This window comes from Pseudomonas saxonica (genome assembly GCF_007858365.1).
GTDB classification, from domain to species: Bacteria; Pseudomonadota; Gammaproteobacteria; order Pseudomonadales; family Pseudomonadaceae; genus Aquipseudomonas; species Aquipseudomonas saxonica.
In genome coordinates this window covers 92,780-108,040 of the sequence record NZ_VFIO01000011.1, presented here as the reverse complement: position 1 = coordinate 108,040, position 15,261 = coordinate 92,780, and the positions used below count along the sequence as shown (strand labels likewise).

Genomic DNA, 15,261 nt, shown 5'->3' with positions numbered 1-15,261 from the left:
GAGTCAGCTCGTGGTATCTTCGAAGTATCGTCTTGGGTCAATTGCATCCTCGGTCATTAGCTGAGCGGCTTTGACGATTGTCTGAATTAATCGATTGTTCTCCATGCGTGCTTTTTGTAGCTGTGCTTCGAGAGCATAAATTCTCGCATCACTATTTTTACGCCCGACCTTTTTGAAGTCTTTAAGATGGGTCTGAGTGGCCGTATATAAAGATCGTATTTCCTCATCTCTCCAGAGCGTTTGACGACTAACACCCGCCTGCTGGGCAAGGCCACTTTGGGTGAGCGGTTCCTGAACCCGTCCGGCCTCATATTCGGCGAGAATGGACCGCACGTGGTCCTTCCATTTTTTTTCCTGCTTCATGATGAAGCCTTCTTAGGTTTTGAGTAAGCTTCTAAGGCCGTTTTGCAGCTCGTAACCATATCCATCACAAACAGAACGTGCTGATCGAAAGCGTGAGTATTATCGAGCTCAGCCTCAATACTAGACGTGATGTCAGTTTGGTTGTCAAAAATTGCCCTCAAAATTTTCTCGTACTCGCTGAGTAAGCTCTCGATAGCGGCCTTTGCTTCCAGATCATCAGGGTTCAGGTGAAAGGATTTACATCCAGAATCTGTACCGAAGCCTCTGATACACATGAGGCCCCTGTCGCACGGACTGATATAGAGCTCACGTGTACACCCGCCCCAAGGCGTTAGGTTGAGAATGCTGAGTTTCTCGATGATCATCTCTTCGATTTGTTCGTCAGCGATTGACTCCTCCCGCCATCGGATTACTAGCCTGCCCAAAAAGTCTGGGGGAGGGTCAACGGCCAAGTATAAAGATCTCACATATTCTGCTCGCTCTTTGGCAGTACGGTAGTCATATTGACGGCTTTGGCGTGGGGTTCGCCCCATCCATAGGTCCACAGCTGTTTCAGAGGGACCAGAACGAAGAATTGCCGTGGTAACCCAACGACGGATTTGATGAGGAGTGATGGAAAAGATTTCACCGTCTTGCCCTCGTAGGTCAAGGCGCTGAAAGATTGTTTTTTTTGAGGAGTTCGAAGAGAGATAGTTGTAGAGATCGGCTCTAAATAGGGGGCGGGGGATGATCCCTAGCTCAGATATCGAGTCAAACTGGTTTTCCCAGATTACAAGTAAGTTGTCACTCAGCTTGCTAGGATAACCTTTGGCAGTGTGCTTCGCATGATAAGGTGCTTCACTTCCATCACCAGGCATTGAAAATTGTTCTTCAAAATGGCGTCGCAGGTGAAATCTGTATTTATCTTCTAAAAGGCGCTTGAGCAGTCTGATATCTATGACCAGGGATGGTACTCCCGCCCCGAATCCTCTTTGAGATAACATAAGTTCTCTGATGCTTGCCCACTCATTCCGGATGTCGAAGAGTTGCGCATGTGAAGGATTGTTTCCAGGCTTGAAAAGCCCGTCGTGAACCATTCCCTTGAGAAAGGTGCGCAGGTGATCTACAAACCATTTGCTCTTTTTTACTGACGCCTCGGAGGATTTTGTGTGTTTTGCAATGTCAATGACGGATACGCTATAACAGTTCTTTTTGTACTCATTGAGAAAATTAGACCAATCCCAATTATGCATTCGTTCATCTATCCAAATTGCGATTCGAGCGGCCGTTATTCTAGGGAGTTCAACGCTGCTGCTGTAAAATCGCCCACCACTGTAGAGCTCTTTTGGAGATACGGGGAAGCACTTACATATCTCCTCAACAAAGTAGTGATGTTCTACGGGCAGATCCAACGATGAGAGTTGATCCACCGCGCCGGGATCTAACGGATGGTTAGCGCGATAGGCTGCGAGTGCTTTATCTATAAATGAGAAACCATTGGTTTCAATGTCAAGAGCACGCTCTCTAGCATCCTGAGTGACAGCCAGCAAGTACTCGTACGCTTCGGTGAGTGGTGCGCTCCATAGGTCTGCGACGGGTACGGCGTTGGGGATGCAGTTTTTTTCTACAGGCACTCGTACGAACGTCGTGTGAGTGTTGGGATCTTGGAAAAGGCAACTCTTTGGAAGATTCGCGATCTCACCAACTCTCAAACCGAGCGCCATTCCAAAGCAGGTCGCCTCAAGTCGAATTCTATCGAAGCCCGCAGTTGGCTCCAAATGTGGGTTCTGCTTGATCAACCACCTGGCTTGTGCAATCCCTTTGTGCAAGTCAGAAGAGTATAGATTTTCTTCTCTTTGCTGAAACTCTCGTGATGTGAGTTCAAGCGCACTATGAGTCGGGTTGGGTATCCCAGTTTGCCATTTGATAAACCTATCGACGAATCGCAGCAGTACTCCATCGACCATTACGCTAAGTTGGTTGAGGAAATCAACAAATGCCTTGAGGGCATTTGCTCTATGGTAAATGGTAGAGTCTGAACGTCCATGCCTGATCGAGTCTACGGTGCGGTCGAAGACTTTGCGCGTTATGTCGCTCCACTCAATGTTTTCGCTATCCATTACTGCGGATAGATGCCTAATCGAGGCCATTCTGCCGATAATCAGCTCTGCTGACGGATGTGCCAGAATTTCTTTAACTATAAAGCAGCGCGCAAGCTTGCCAATCACTAGCGGGAGAGGGGGTTGGTCTTGATTTCGCCTGTTGAGAGGATCGAGTGATGTGAAGGGAATATTACTCGATCGATACTGCCATACCTTGCCCTCGAAATCTCCTGCTACTAATCCGTTGGCCTTGAGGTCATTAAATTGTTGCTCTGCATGTTTGTATCGGTCGTCTAAGACCATCATTGATATGCTCATTCTTTCAACTCCTTCACAGCAATGATTACTGACTTAGCGCCGTGAATTGCTGCTTCGACCTGTTGGGCCATAGCGCCAGTGGAATTGCTCCCGAGCATCTGCTGGAATTTAGTGATGTCTGCTAAAGCCCCTTCATGATTAGCATGACGGCTAGGTCTGAATTTAGGGCATGCATAGCAAGTGACCGTCGGGTGGTAAGGACATGGCTCTTCAGAATTGCATGATCCTAAGCCACTTATTGGCCTTAGCGCGGATCTGTCAGGGATTTCTTCCATGAATTTGCCGCACCACATCTGCACGGCTGCATTGATCTCCGGGCTTGCCATGTGGGTCGTATTTATGAACTCTTGCAGCTCAAGGTTGTAATGGAAGTAGTGCTTTATAGAGTTCAGATTTGAATGATCTAAAGCTTCAGCGACCTCTTCAGGGGATGCACCGGAAAGAACCATTGAAGTAGCCTTGGTCCTGCGCAGTCGGTACGCGGTGATCCGCATGAAGGGCTCTGTTTTTTGTATGGGTCGATGAGGGTCTGGTAACTGGAGTATCCAAGTGAGAGATGTTAGCGCATAACTTATTCTATGGTTGTCGAGATGTAATGTGAATGGTGTCAGCTTGGGGTTGGTGAGGAAGCGTAAAAGGCGGTTTTCGGTTGTGTACGCCGAGGGAAACAACGGCGTAGGAAGTACTGGAGTGCTTATTCCATGCCTGGCACATATCGCGTTGATTTCCTTCGATGCGGCATTGCATTGGGTCTCAGCTAAAGTGCACTGAAGTTCTACTGCCTCTGCAGTATCGTTAGCGATGTAACGTTTTACCAGGTTGCTCGGATGCCTCCTGAGCCTTGAACGTCTAATTCCTTTAACACTCGGCACCTTTACAAAGGGGCCGCCCTCATCGATCCCGAAGTCAGTAACCTGCATTAGGGCCAACTGTATAGGGCGAAGAGCCCAGTCGCGACAGAGCAAAAAAAGCGTGCGTTGGGCATGAGTGATGAGCGGATTGTTGGCAAGCTTCATCTCAATGTTCGCGAGTTGTACGCGAGTGAAAGGGCCAAAGTCATCATCTCGCATCGTGACTAAATGCCTGTTATCATGCGCCTTTACTGTAAGCTGTGATAGTTCAAGGCTGTCATGTTCGTTGAAGCCTGGGACTTCTTCATCCAAGCACCATCGATAAAATACTCGAAGAGCAACTAGCTCCTCATACCAGCTTGATGCTTTTAATCGAGTGCATTCACGTACAGCAAATGTCGATAACCTATTGCCAATAGTATCCGCGTCATTTCCCGAAAATTTATGCTGGGCCAGAAGCCGCTGGACGACAATCAGAGGCCTAAGGTCGATGTGGGTTTGGAGTCTGTCGATGAACCACCCTCTGAGTAGCCACTCAACTAACAAGTTAGAATGTAGGGGCTTGCTCCACGCAATATTCATCGGAGCACACCCGACAATCTCTACCGTTATTCTCTCAACCCACGCATCATTGTTGTGAATTGTTATAGCCTGACCGAAGGTGGATTTGACTGTGGAAGGAAAGGCATCGGCCTCGATGCCGAAGCGACATTCAATCTCGGCTACGAGTTCGGCAGGCGAAATTTTAATCATCTTCATTGCCTCGAAAATTTGAGCTGTCTGAGCTTCTGATTATTTCGCCGAGCCGATCAGATATGGCCTGTCGAGAGTAGCGCTGAACACTTTCGCTGCTGGGGCTCCATCCGCCCAGATACGCCAGAGCATCTTTTACATTAATGCTGTTGGCGCCACTTTTTTCAAACTTTTTGCGAGCTATATTTGCCCCTGTCGCCCTCAAGCCGTGCGGATGAATTCGTGTTGAAAAGTTTGGCAAGCCGAGGCTGGCTGCAACGGTACGAAGAATGGTGTTTACGGTTCGCGCAGATAGCCGTCTCCCGTCACGGGAACTCACGAATAGGGCTGTACAAGGTCTTTTTGGTTTGATCAGTTTAGGGCGATGATCGGAAATGTATTCGTTCAGAACCGCGGCTACCGATGCGGTTATGGGGACTATCCGACCGCGCGTCTTGAGACTAGCCCCGTCCAGTCTCCGCTCCCTGTTGATATCGCTTGGGCGCTTGATGCGTATTGTAGGTGAGGGACCAAGGTCAACGTCGTCGAGTTCTATGAGAACCACTTCGCCACGCCTGGCAAGTGTTTCAAGCATTACTAAGAACAGACAGTAATTGCGTGCCTGTATCTGTTTACTTTGGAATGGGTTCCTAAAGTCATCAGGACTGAGCACCCCTTTGAATAAGGCTTGTCCGCCGGAGTCAAGTGGCGTTGCTGGTAGCGGCGGTTCTGATTGATATGCAATCTTGGTGATTTTTTTTTGAAGATTTCGCAGATTCTTGGCTTTGTTTTTTTCCGCTTGGCTTTGCTCAAGTAGACCTAGTCGATTGAGCTCAACGTAGTGCTCGAAGGAGAAATCTATGAATGATTTGACAGCTTCGAGTCGTCGGGTGCATGTCGATTGGCTCGCACCCGCACCGCGTTTGGTGGAGCAGAGGCGTTCGGCCAGCGATGTCAGTTCCGCTGAGCTGAACACCGCTAGGCGCTCAAGCTTCGCTTCCAGTGGAGAACCTCGGCTGAGAGCCCACTCGTACGCGATAGCGATGTCACGTAGGTAATTTTCGACGGTATTGAGACGCGATCTGTGGAGCAAATCCTCCGCCCAGAGGTTTGCTAGGATCACTGGAACCCCCTGCACCAGCAGGTATGGCCTGAGGCCGCTGGAGGCAGTACGAATCATTCGGATCTCGCAGAAAGGGACGTCTGGCATCGGTAGCTCCAGATCTGCAACGTTTCCGAACATATACCATAAAAGGGGGTATGCCAAGGGGCGAAGCACGGAACCATTCATTCTTCATCCCACGAAACCCGGCCTCAGCCGGTTGCTCACGGCTCGCGAGCACGCAAGGGTTAAAACGATACCGGAGGAAGTGGTCGCAGGGGTTTCTGAGACAGTCGCTCATGAAATATTGGGGCAGTCCGTGATCTTTACTGCGTTCGAGGCACTGGCTGCGGCTGTTGGACGCTTACTGGTCAGATCGATAGACGTCGAGGTGTTGGCGCTGATGGAAAATTGACCCACCCTGCCGATTGAAATTTGACCCAGGGCGGATTGCTGATTTTGTTACCAGCAACTGTGGATAAGTCTACCAGCGCAGCTGCTGTTGCCCCCACTCCTTCGCTAGCCCAGTTCAGTTGTTTAAGACCTGCCACACGCAGCCATGTAGCAGGCCGTCGTCGCCATGAAATCAGAACGGCTCATCGTCCTCCGGTTCTTGGCCGCCCTTACGCTTTCGCTCCCGTGATTTGATCTTGGCCTGGGCCGCCAAGCTACTGTGTTGCAGGCGATAGGACTCGTTACCGGTTTCGACGATGTGGCAGTGGTGGGTCAGCGGCGACGTTGCAGAAGTCCGGATCGAACAGGTAATGCGCGCACATCACCGCAAAGCGCGCATTCACCGTCCGGCCTTTGCCCTTATTGACCTTGTCGACGGCCGTCTTCATGTTGTCGTAGATGCCCCGGCGCGGCACGCCGCCCAAGGAGCCGAACGAGCGTGTATGGGCGTCAAATAACATCTCATGGCCCTGGCTCGGATACGCCACAAGCCAGAACGCACGGCTGGCACACAGCTTCAGATGTGCCACCTGCATACGCCGGTAAATGCCGCCGACCAGCAAGCCTTCCTCGCTCCAGTCAAACTGAAACGCCTCGCCAAGAGCAAAGGTCAGCGGCACAAAGGCCTGCGACGCCTTGCCCTGTCCCCCTCGCCAGGCACGGATAAACGCGGTGAGCTGGCTGTAGCCACCGTCATAACCTTCGGCTTTGATTTGCGCCAACAGCGCCTTGGCACTGCGCCGCTGTTGCTTGGGCCGCAGCGAATCGGCTTTTAGCGCCTGCTCCAGCGTGGCGTGAAAAGGGCTGAGTTTGTTGAAGATCGCGCGGCGTTGGTAGACCGGCGGCTTGGCCTCAGGTGCTCTGACCCACTTGCGAATCGTGTTGCGCGCCAACCCGGTGCGCTTGGCTATCTCATGCAGCGACAGCTTGTCGCGGAAATACATCCGGCGGATTTTGCCCATCATTTCCATACTGATCACCCTGTGTTCTCCTGCTCAAAAATTGAGCAGAAGCAGTTGAACACCTGGGTCAGTTTTCAGTCGGCAGAACAGCCTCTACTGGGTCAGTTTTCGGTCAGCGGCAACATTAAAGGACGCTGCCGCTTTCAGTCACGCAAGCAAAGCGCCGCTGATCGCCGCTTATGGAAAGATTGTGGGAATTCCAGAAGAAAACCTCGTATGGACATACCTGAATAAGGGAACCCATGAGGAAGCGAATCGGGACGACTTCGACACCGAAAAAGTTGAAGACGTAGTTCAGACTCTTGAAACACTGGACATGATCGAACTGCGTCGAGGGCGATAGCTGTCAGACGCGACCGTCTGCTTGGGTTTGTTGCTACCAGCTGTCACTTCGGTTTGATTGGCCTAACGGCTAGGGGTGAGTGGTCAGCATGATTAGGAGGCGGTGCGATGTGTCAAACCGTTCTCTCAATTTGAGCTGGCTTGCGTTGGTACACCTGTCAAACCTGCTCTTGATGCGCATCAGTTTGTGTCAATCATAGGAGTTGAGTTTGACGGTCAATGGCCAATTACCAAAATAGCCGTCATGCATAGCATTTTCAGGCGGTTAAGCAGTGTCAATGTCGGGAATGTAAGGTGATATCGCTTATGTGCGGCAAGTGATATATGCGCTGGATCAGCAGGCGCTCGATCAGCCATGCCAGAGCCGCCACCAGCAAGGGCGCGAACAGCAGTGACAGCCAGAAGTTGCCGGTCAGGCTGACCACCGTGTAGCAGATATAGGCGCCCAGCAGAAAAAACGCCCCGTGGGCAAAGTTAACGAAGTTGAGCAGGCCAAAAATGATCGTCAGTCCCACTGCGATCAAGAAGTAGATCATCCCCAGGCCCAGGCCGTTGAGAATCTGAAACAGGTAAAGTTCGAGCATGCAGTTACCCTCGGCAGACGAACATGCGTCATCGACTGCCCGTTGAAAGGTGCTTGAAAACCGTGATTTAGCCCAGCACGCAACCCGTGCTTTCGACTGGCGCAAACGAGCGCCCGGAGCTGATCACCGAGGCCAGATCGTCCGCGTCCTTCATCTGATCGGCGGGTTTGCCCACCAGCAGGTAGTAATCCTTGATCACCTGATGGTCACCGGCGCGGATTGACTCCGCTCCCGTTGGGCCTTGGTAGTTCAGGCCTTGCATGGCTTTGGCGACGGTCGGCCCGTCGAAGCTGCCGGTCGCCGCGATGGTGTCGAGCATCACCTTGGTGCTGATGTAATCAGCCGCCAGCGGGTAGGTAGGGTTAATGCCGTATTTGGCCTGAGTGGCTTTGACCAGTTCGCGGTTGAGCGGGGTATCGACCTGATGCCAGTACTGCGCCCCGAGGTACACGCCTTCGAGAATGTCGCTGCCCAGCTCTTGAAATTGATCCAGCCCGGCAGACCAGACCAGCAGCACTTTCATCCGCTCCTTGATGCCGAAATTCACCGCCTGACGCAGCGCATTGTTCGATTGGCTGCCAAAGTTGAGCAGTACCAGCACATCGGGTTTGGCGACGATGGCATTGGTCAGGTAACCGGAAAACTCCTGCTCCTGAAGCGAGTGATAGCTGTTGCCGATGTGTTCCAGACCGTGCTCTTCAAGCACTTGGCGGGTGCCGTCCAACAGCGCTTCGCCGAACACGTACTGCGGGGTGATGGTGTACCAGCGTTTGGCATCGGGCAGGGTTTTGATCAGGGGCACCAGGGTTTCTCGAATGGCACCGTAGGTCGGCACCGACCAGCGAAAGGTCGCGCTGTTGCAATCCTTGCCGGTGACTTCATCGGCCCCCACGGGTGTCATGAACACCCCGCCAGCCTTGTTCACTTCCTTGGCCACGGCCAGCGCCGATGAGGACAGCGTGCAGCCCTGAAAGAATCGTGCCCCGTCCTGCGCGATGGCTTCCTGCACTTTGCGCACCGCCTTGCCGGCATTGCCTTCCGTGTCGATGACCTTGTAATGGAGCGGTCTGCCGAGCAGTTGCGGGTATTGCTCAACAGCCAGACGCGAGCCCATGTCGGCAAACTTGCCATAACTGGCGAAAGGCCCGGACATCGACTTGAGGCCATAAAAGGTAAAGGGTTCGCTGGCGAAGGCCTGACGGATGCCCGGCGCGAGGCCAAGAGCACCGGCAGCCGCCAGACCCGCTTTCAACAACGTACGACGCTGCATGGAATGACTCCCTGATTTAATTATTGGCAGGAGTAGCAATGGCAAACCGCAGAACAGGGCCTGTGGGCAGGCCTTTTTTATAGGTGTTGGCTAACAGGTATGGCTTTAGCTGTGATCGAACTCCAGCAGAAAGTGTGGGCTGACTTGACCTTCAAGTGCCGTCATATGGTGTTCGGCATCGCACATGTGCTCGTGCATCAACGTGCGCACGCGCGGTTCGTCTTCAGCACGCAAGGCAATCAATAGTTGCTTGTGATAGTCGAGGTTGGCCGCGTCGAATTGCTTGCGCTTGGGTTTATAGGCTTTTTTCAGAACCACCAGATCGCGCAGCAAATCGTTGAGGAATTGCGCCATAAAACTCAGTAACGGGTTGGGGCAGGCGCGGGCCAGCAGGGTGTGAAACTCAAGTTCCGCCAGACGTTGTTCGCGCTGGCCCGCCTCGCTGTCTTCGGGGGTGCTGCAAAAATCGACATTGGTTTGCAGGGCCGCGAAGTCCTGGGCACTGAGTCGGCCAATAACGGACACGGCCAGTTCGACCTCGATGACTTTTCGCAGTTGATAGACCTGCTCGCCATCCAGATGCTGAAAGTGCAGATAGTTGCGCAAGGCGCGGCTCGCGGGTTCGGTGCCGGCCTGATTCAAATAGGCGCCGCCGCTGGGGCCGGTGCGGGTGCTGACCAGCCCTTCAACTTCCAGTGCCTTGAGGGCTTCGCGGGCCGACCCTTTGGAGCACTGAAAGCTCTCCATCAGTTCTCGCTCAGTGGGCAGGCGATCGCCGGGCTTGAGGGCGTCGGTCACAATCGAGCGTTTGACCGATTCGACAATCACATCGGAGAGCTTCTGGCGTTTGCGGCGAAGCGGGCGACTTAGCATATGTTCTATTTATCGTATTAATGCGGATTAATAGTAATAAATAGCGCTTGGCCCGATCAGTCAATGAAAGACCGGGCAGCGTGTCGCTTTCAGCTCAAAGAAGTCGGTAATGGATAACAATTTTTGTAGCAGCTGACGAGCTCTGCGAGGCTGCGTTCGACGATGCAATCGTCGCAAGTTCTACAAAGGAGGTGTGGGTTGAAACCTCGCTCCCGCCTAGCGACGTGTCTGATGCATTGTGTTGACGGGTTTACGACGGCTTCGCCGCCGAACGCAGCCTCGCAGAGCTCGTCAGCTGCTACGAGGTGTGGCGTTACTGTCAGCCCTTTTTTGACGAGACAATACTGGCCACCAACCGCGGTTTGCAGTTGAGGTAAGCCGAAGATTGCAGCCACTTTTGATCCGGATACCAGGCAAACATGAACTGCCCGTCCTTGAGTTTGTCTACCACGGTACGGGCAATCTGCGGGCGTACGGCAGGGCAGCCCTGACTGCGACCGATGCGGCCTTGGGTCTGGCTCCACAGAGGATTCACGTAACTGGCCGGATGGATCACGATGGCACGGTCACGGGCGCTGTCGTTGAAACCCGGTTCCAGTCCGTCCATGCGCAATGAGTAGCCGTTGGCACCCTGATAGCTTTCTTGAGTACGAAACAAACCCAGGCTGGATTGGTGGCTGCCCTCGTTATTGGAAAATTGAGTGGCGAAGTTTTCACCGGACTTTTGCCCGTGGGCCACCAGGTCACGCAGCACCAGGGTCTTTTTGTGCAGGTCGAAGATCCACAGGCGGCGGGCCGTAGACGGTTGTGAATAATCAATCACGGCCAGGTTTTCGGCTGGGCTGGCGCCGTTGTTGACAGCGCATTGCATGGCACTCAGGGCGCTTTGCAGTACGAGGGGGTTGAGTTCCGGGGCGGCTTGGGCAAGGCTGTTGTAGAGCCCTTGTTTAGAAATATTGGCGGCGAACGCAGGGTTGCACAGAGCTCCCAGCGTCGCGGCGACCAGAAAGAGTCGTCGCAAAGTAATCGGCATAGGTAACGATATTCCACTGTTTAAAGGTTACAGAAACTCCGTCACCCGATGGCTGCTATGTTTAAGACAGACAGACACGATATAGCTGCTAGCCTTCGGGGTCAGCCGTGACGGTGATACGGTGAATTTCAACGCAACGGCCATGGATTGGAGTAAAGCAGTTGATCAAAAAACACGCAGTTTACTTGAGCATTGCCTTGCTCGTAGCGCCATTGGTCGCGTCGGCTGACGACATGGCTGTTCAGCCGGCTAACCCCGTGCAGATGGCATTGCTCCAATTGCCGCAGTCTTGCCCTGCGCTGGCCACTGGCGTGGACGCGCAACAACAGGCGCTATTGCAGGCTTTCTATCAGGCCCAGAATGATCAGATGGTGTGGACGGACCCTGCTCGGGTAGCCACCTTGAAGGCGGCGTTGGCGCAATTGGCCGACGATGGGCTGAACCCGGCTCATTATCCGCTACCAGCGGATCAAGACCTGTGTGCCGATATCGACACCAGCCGGCAATACCTCAAAGCGTTGCATGACTTGCACTTTGGGCGGCTGGCCCAAAGTCGCTACGAGCCGGTCTGGCATTCCGATTCTGTTGTAGAACCTGACCGTCAGGCCGAACTTTTAGCCCTCGCCGTACCCGGCGTGCAGGACGTGAGTGCGGCGTTCGCACAGGCCAGGCCAGCCTTCGAGCAGTACCAGAATTTACGTAAAGTCTACGCCCGCATGCGTCAGCAACCCTTGACGCAGTGGCAACCAATCCCCGATGGCCCCTTGCTGCGCCCCGGGATGCAAGACACCCGTGTGCCAGCACTGGCCCGGCGACTGGCCGACGAGGGGTATCTGAGCCGTCAGGCATCCGTCAACAACACCTACAGCAATGAAGTGGTCTCGGCGGTTAAAAGCTTCCAGCTGGATCACTCGTTGCAGGCCGACGGCGTGATCGGGCCGGGCACGATAAAGGAACTGAACGTCAGCCCGGCCACACGGCGCGACCAATTGCGCATCAATCTGGAGCGTCTGCGCTGGATGGCCCACGACTTCGAACCCACCAGCCTGCTGGTCAATGTCGCGGCGGCACAACTGGCGGTGTACAAGGATGGTCAACCGGTGTGGCAGACCCGCACCCAGGTCGGGCGCCCCGACCGGCAGACGCCGCTTTTGAAATCCACCGTCAACCGGCTGACTCTGAACCCGACCTGGACCATTCCGCCGACCATCTTCAAGAAAGACAAACTGCCGCAAATTCGCCGTGATCCCTCTTTCCTGAGTCGTCATGACTTGCAAGTGATCGACAGCAGTGGGCGGCCGATTTCCCCCGGCAGTGTTGATTGGGATCGCCCCGGCAACATACTCCTGCGTCAAGGGGCCGGGCCGCGCAACCCGTTAGGACGTATTGCCATCCGCTTTCCCAATCCGTTCTCGGTATACCTGCATGACACGCCCAGCCAGGCGCTGTTCAGCAAAGGCCCCAGGGCATTCAGCTCGGGCTGTGTACGCGTTGAATCAGTGTTTGAACTGCGTGACTGGCTGGTGACCCCGTCCGAGAAAGTGCGCACCGAGGAGTTGCTCAGCACGGGGCGCACCAGCGAGTTCAGGTTGTCCAACCCCATGCCGATCCTGATGACCTATTGGACAGCGCATGCTGATAAAGATGGAAAAGTGGTGTACTCCCCGGATATCTACAATTTCGACCCTGCGTTGATCGCGGCGCTGGCCAAACAGGGCTAAACCCGGTTGATCATCCTTGTAGCCGCTGCCGCTGCCGCAGGCTGCGATCGGCGGCGAAGCCGTCGTAAAGTCATATTTACGAGCGCTTCGCGCCCGAACGCAGCCTGCGGCAGCGGCTACAGGTTCTTTACACGTTTTACTGTCATGAGATTTTTTATGCCCCGCTGGCCAGACTCACGCTTTACCGATTTGACAGGTATTACCCACCCCATTATTCAAGCGCCCATGCTCGGTGCCGCCAGCGAGGTCATGACAGGCGTTGCTCAGGCCGGCGGGCTGGGGTCTCTGGCCTGTGCCACGTTAAGCCATGAGGCCATTCGCGCCGAAGTCGCAGCGTTCCGCGCCGTGAGTGATCAGCCTCTCAATCTGAACTTCTTCTGCCATCAGGCACCGCAGCCTGACGAAGCCCGAGCGCAGCGCTGGAAAGCGCTGTTCAAACCCTATTACATCGAGTTGGGCGCCGACTTTGACGCGCCCACCCCCGTGTCCAGCCGTGCGCCTTTTGATGAGGCGACCTGTGCGCTGGTCGAAGAACTGCGCCCGCAGGTGGTGAGTTTTCATTTTGGTCTTCCTGCCCCCGCACTGGTCGCGCGAGTAAAAGCCAGCGGCGCAAAGATCATCAGCTCTGCCACCACAGTGGCCGAAGCTCAGTGGCTGGAGCGTCACGGCTGCGATGCGATCATTGCCATGGGGTATGAAGCCGGTGGCCATCGGGCGATGTTCTTGAGTACTGACCTGGCCAGCCAGATCGGCACCTTTGCCCTGGTGCCACAGATTGTCGATGCGGTCTCGGTGCCGGTGATTGCGGCAGGCGGTATTGCCGATGCGCGCGGCATTGCGGCGGCATTTGCCCTAGGGGCCAGCGCGGTACAAATCGGCACGGCGTACTTGTTCTGTCCGCAGGCCAATGTCAGCCAACCGCATTACAAGGCCTTGCGCGAGGCAGACTCCAGCGACACGGCGCTGACCAACCTGTTCACCGGGCGCCCGGCGCGCGGGATTCTTAACCGGGTGATGCGCGAAATGGGCCCGATCAATCCTCAGGCGCCGGCTTTTCCGTTGGCGGGGGGTGTTCTGCTGCCGCTCAAGGCGATCAGCGAGCCGGCCGGTTCCGGCGACTTTATCAACCTGTGGGCGGGGCAGGCCTTTGCGTTAAGCCCGGGCCGTACAGCACAGTTGTCGGCTTATGAGCTGACCCGCCGGTTGGTCGATGATTATGCGGCGCGCTCAACGGGCAAATAACCCGTGGGTGCGGCATGGCTGGAGGTGCGTATCAGCAGGGCAATGGAGCCCAGCACCGGCAGGCTGACCAGCAGCAGGGCATAGCGCAGCGACTCCACGCCGAACCGGGGCACCAGTGCATCACTGAGCAACCCGGCGAGCAACGGCCCGGTGCCTACCCCCATCAGCGTAGAGACGATGGTCTGCAAGGCCATCGCTGTGCCTCGGCGGTTGGCGGGCACCAGTTGCGTCACCAGATTGTAGGAGGGCGCTACCCACCACACCGCAAAAAAACTGTAGAACGCACACCAGAGCATGGCGCTGGGTACAGGCACCTCTCCCAGGTACAGCCACACCGTCGAAGGCCATAACAGATAAGCGGCCAAGGCACAGGTCGCCGCCACGTGGCCAATAATCGGAATGCCCACTTGCCAATGCGGGTTGCGCGGCGTCAGGTGATCGCTCAACCAGCCGCTGAACAGCGCGCCGATCCCGGCAACCCCGCCACAGATAAACCCGGCCAGTAACCCTGCGTGTTGCAGCGACAGGCCGTGGGAGCGCACCAGAAAGCTGGTATTCCACATGCCGATGGCGTACGAACTGAGGGTGGTCAGGCCGCCCGCCATAATCAAACAACGGTAAGCGGGCAGGGCCCACAGCTTGCGTGCTTCGCTGACCATGCTTTGCAAGGGATGGGCGGCGTGTGCGCTGGCCAGATCCCAGCGTCCACGGGGCGGGTCTTTGGCCAGCACGGCCAGCGCCAGCGAGAACAGCAGCGCTGGCATGCCGATCACGATAAACGCCATGCGCCATCCATAGTGCTCGACCACCCAGGCGCCTAGGCTCAAGCCAATAACGGCAGAAAAAGTCGGCGCCGCCGTGAAGCAACTGATCGCAAACGAGCGCCGATGCGGAGGATACAAGTCAGCAATCATCGACATGGACGCCGACGTAGTGGGGGACTCGCTCACCGCCACGGCCATTCGCGCCAGTGCCAACATCCAGAAACTCACGGCCAGCCCGCACAGCACCGTCGCCACCGCCCACAACAGGCAAGCGATGGCCAACAGGCGGGTGCGTGACATGCGATCCGCCAGGCGCCCGGCGGGCAGGGCGAGCAGGGCATAAACCCCGGCAAACGCCAGCCCCGAGATCAAGCCCATGGCGGTATCGCTGACCCCGAATTCGCGTTTGATCGGTTCAATCATCACCGCCAGAATCTGGCGCCCGACAAAGTTGTCGGCAAACACCGCAGCCAGCAACAACAGCAAAGCGTGGCTGCGCCAGCCGACGTGAGTGTCTGTCATAGTCGATTCCACCTTGAATAAAACGGCAAAGGCGCCGACCCGTGATGC

10 protein-coding genes and 4 pseudogenes are annotated in these 15,261 nt (G+C 55.1%); 3 read left to right on the top strand and 11 right to left on the bottom strand.

What is annotated here, in order from left to right; all coding sequences use genetic code 11:
- Window positions 1-3: 3 nt before the first annotated feature.
- Genes FJD38_RS20930 through FJD38_RS20915 form a run of 4 tightly spaced genes read right to left on the bottom strand, consistent with a single transcriptional unit; the run spans window position 4 to window position 5,525 of the window.
- On the bottom strand, window positions 4-363 hold the full coding sequence (locus FJD38_RS20930) for a hypothetical protein (RefSeq protein ID WP_003253491.1): 360 nt from the start codon (window positions 361-363) through the stop codon (window positions 4-6).
- Window positions 360-2,762 (bottom strand): hypothetical protein, encoded by a 2,403-nt coding sequence (locus FJD38_RS20925; RefSeq protein ID WP_003253492.1) that lies wholly within the window; start codon window positions 2,760-2,762, stop codon window positions 360-362. The genes FJD38_RS20930 and FJD38_RS20925 overlap by 4 nt, the downstream gene beginning before the upstream one ends.
- Window positions 2,759-4,366 (bottom strand): site-specific integrase, encoded by a 1,608-nt coding sequence (locus tag FJD38_RS20920; RefSeq protein WP_003253494.1) that lies wholly within the window; start codon window positions 4,364-4,366, stop codon window positions 2,759-2,761. Before FJD38_RS20920 ends, FJD38_RS20925 begins: the two co-directional genes overlap by 4 nt.
- Window positions 4,359-5,525 (bottom strand): tyrosine-type recombinase/integrase, encoded by a 1,167-nt coding sequence (locus FJD38_RS20915; RefSeq protein WP_223817826.1) that lies wholly within the window; start codon window positions 5,523-5,525, stop codon window positions 4,359-4,361. Before FJD38_RS20915 ends, FJD38_RS20920 begins: the two co-directional genes overlap by 8 nt.
- A gap of 73 nt (window positions 5,526-5,598) precedes the next feature.
- On the opposite strand from FJD38_RS20915, the pseudogene FJD38_RS24860 reads away from it, so the two are divergent.
- Window positions 5,599-5,862: pseudogene (locus FJD38_RS24860) on the top strand (DNA cytosine methyltransferase); the annotation flags it as partial.
- 171 nt (window positions 5,863-6,033) lie between these two features.
- On the opposite strand, the pseudogene FJD38_RS20905 reads toward FJD38_RS24860, so the two are convergent.
- The 6 genes and pseudogenes from FJD38_RS20905 to FJD38_RS20875 form a co-directional block, all read right to left on the bottom strand.
- Window positions 6,034-6,180: pseudogene (locus tag FJD38_RS20905) on the bottom strand (ATP-binding protein); the annotation flags it as partial.
- Window positions 6,176-6,871, bottom strand: a pseudogene (istA, locus tag FJD38_RS20900) (IS21 family transposase); the annotation flags it as partial. The pseudogenes istA and FJD38_RS20905, both read right to left, overlap by 5 nt.
- A gap of 629 nt (window positions 6,872-7,500) precedes the next feature.
- Window positions 7,501-7,788, bottom strand: a pseudogene (locus FJD38_RS20890) (ABC transporter permease subunit); the annotation flags it as partial.
- A gap of 67 nt (window positions 7,789-7,855) precedes the next feature.
- On the bottom strand, window positions 7,856-9,058 hold the full coding sequence (locus FJD38_RS20885; protein ID WP_122784330.1) for an ABC transporter substrate-binding protein: 1,203 nt from the start codon (window positions 9,056-9,058) through the stop codon (window positions 7,856-7,858).
- A gap of 105 nt (window positions 9,059-9,163) precedes the next feature.
- Window positions 9,164-9,931 (bottom strand): FadR/GntR family transcriptional regulator, encoded by a 768-nt coding sequence (locus tag FJD38_RS20880; RefSeq protein WP_122784331.1) that lies wholly within the window; start codon window positions 9,929-9,931, stop codon window positions 9,164-9,166.
- Window positions 9,932-10,250: 319 nt separating this feature from the next.
- Window positions 10,251-10,964 carry a murein L,D-transpeptidase catalytic domain family protein gene (locus FJD38_RS20875; RefSeq protein ID WP_122784332.1) on the bottom strand — a complete coding sequence of 238 codons (714 nt, stop codon included), beginning with the start codon at window positions 10,962-10,964 and terminating at the stop codon, window positions 10,251-10,253.
- Between the two features lie 161 nt (window positions 10,965-11,125).
- Between FJD38_RS20875 and FJD38_RS20870 the strand changes: the two genes are divergently transcribed.
- Window positions 11,126-12,685: a L,D-transpeptidase family protein gene (locus tag FJD38_RS20870; RefSeq protein ID WP_146387284.1), complete on the top strand. Its 1,560-nt coding sequence runs from the start codon at window positions 11,126-11,128 to the stop codon at window positions 12,683-12,685.
- Window positions 12,686-12,841: 156 nt separating this feature from the next.
- A complete protein-coding gene (locus FJD38_RS20865) occupies window positions 12,842-13,927 on the top strand; it encodes an NAD(P)H-dependent flavin oxidoreductase (protein WP_146387282.1) in 1,086 nt (361 codons plus the stop codon).
- Here the strand turns inward: FJD38_RS20865 and FJD38_RS20860 are convergent.
- Window positions 13,900-15,213 carry a spinster family MFS transporter gene (locus FJD38_RS20860; protein WP_122784335.1) on the bottom strand — a complete coding sequence of 438 codons (1,314 nt, stop codon included), beginning with the start codon at window positions 15,211-15,213 and terminating at the stop codon, window positions 13,900-13,902. The genes FJD38_RS20865 and FJD38_RS20860 overlap by 28 nt on opposite strands.
- Between the last annotated feature and the right edge of the window lie 48 nt (window positions 15,214-15,261).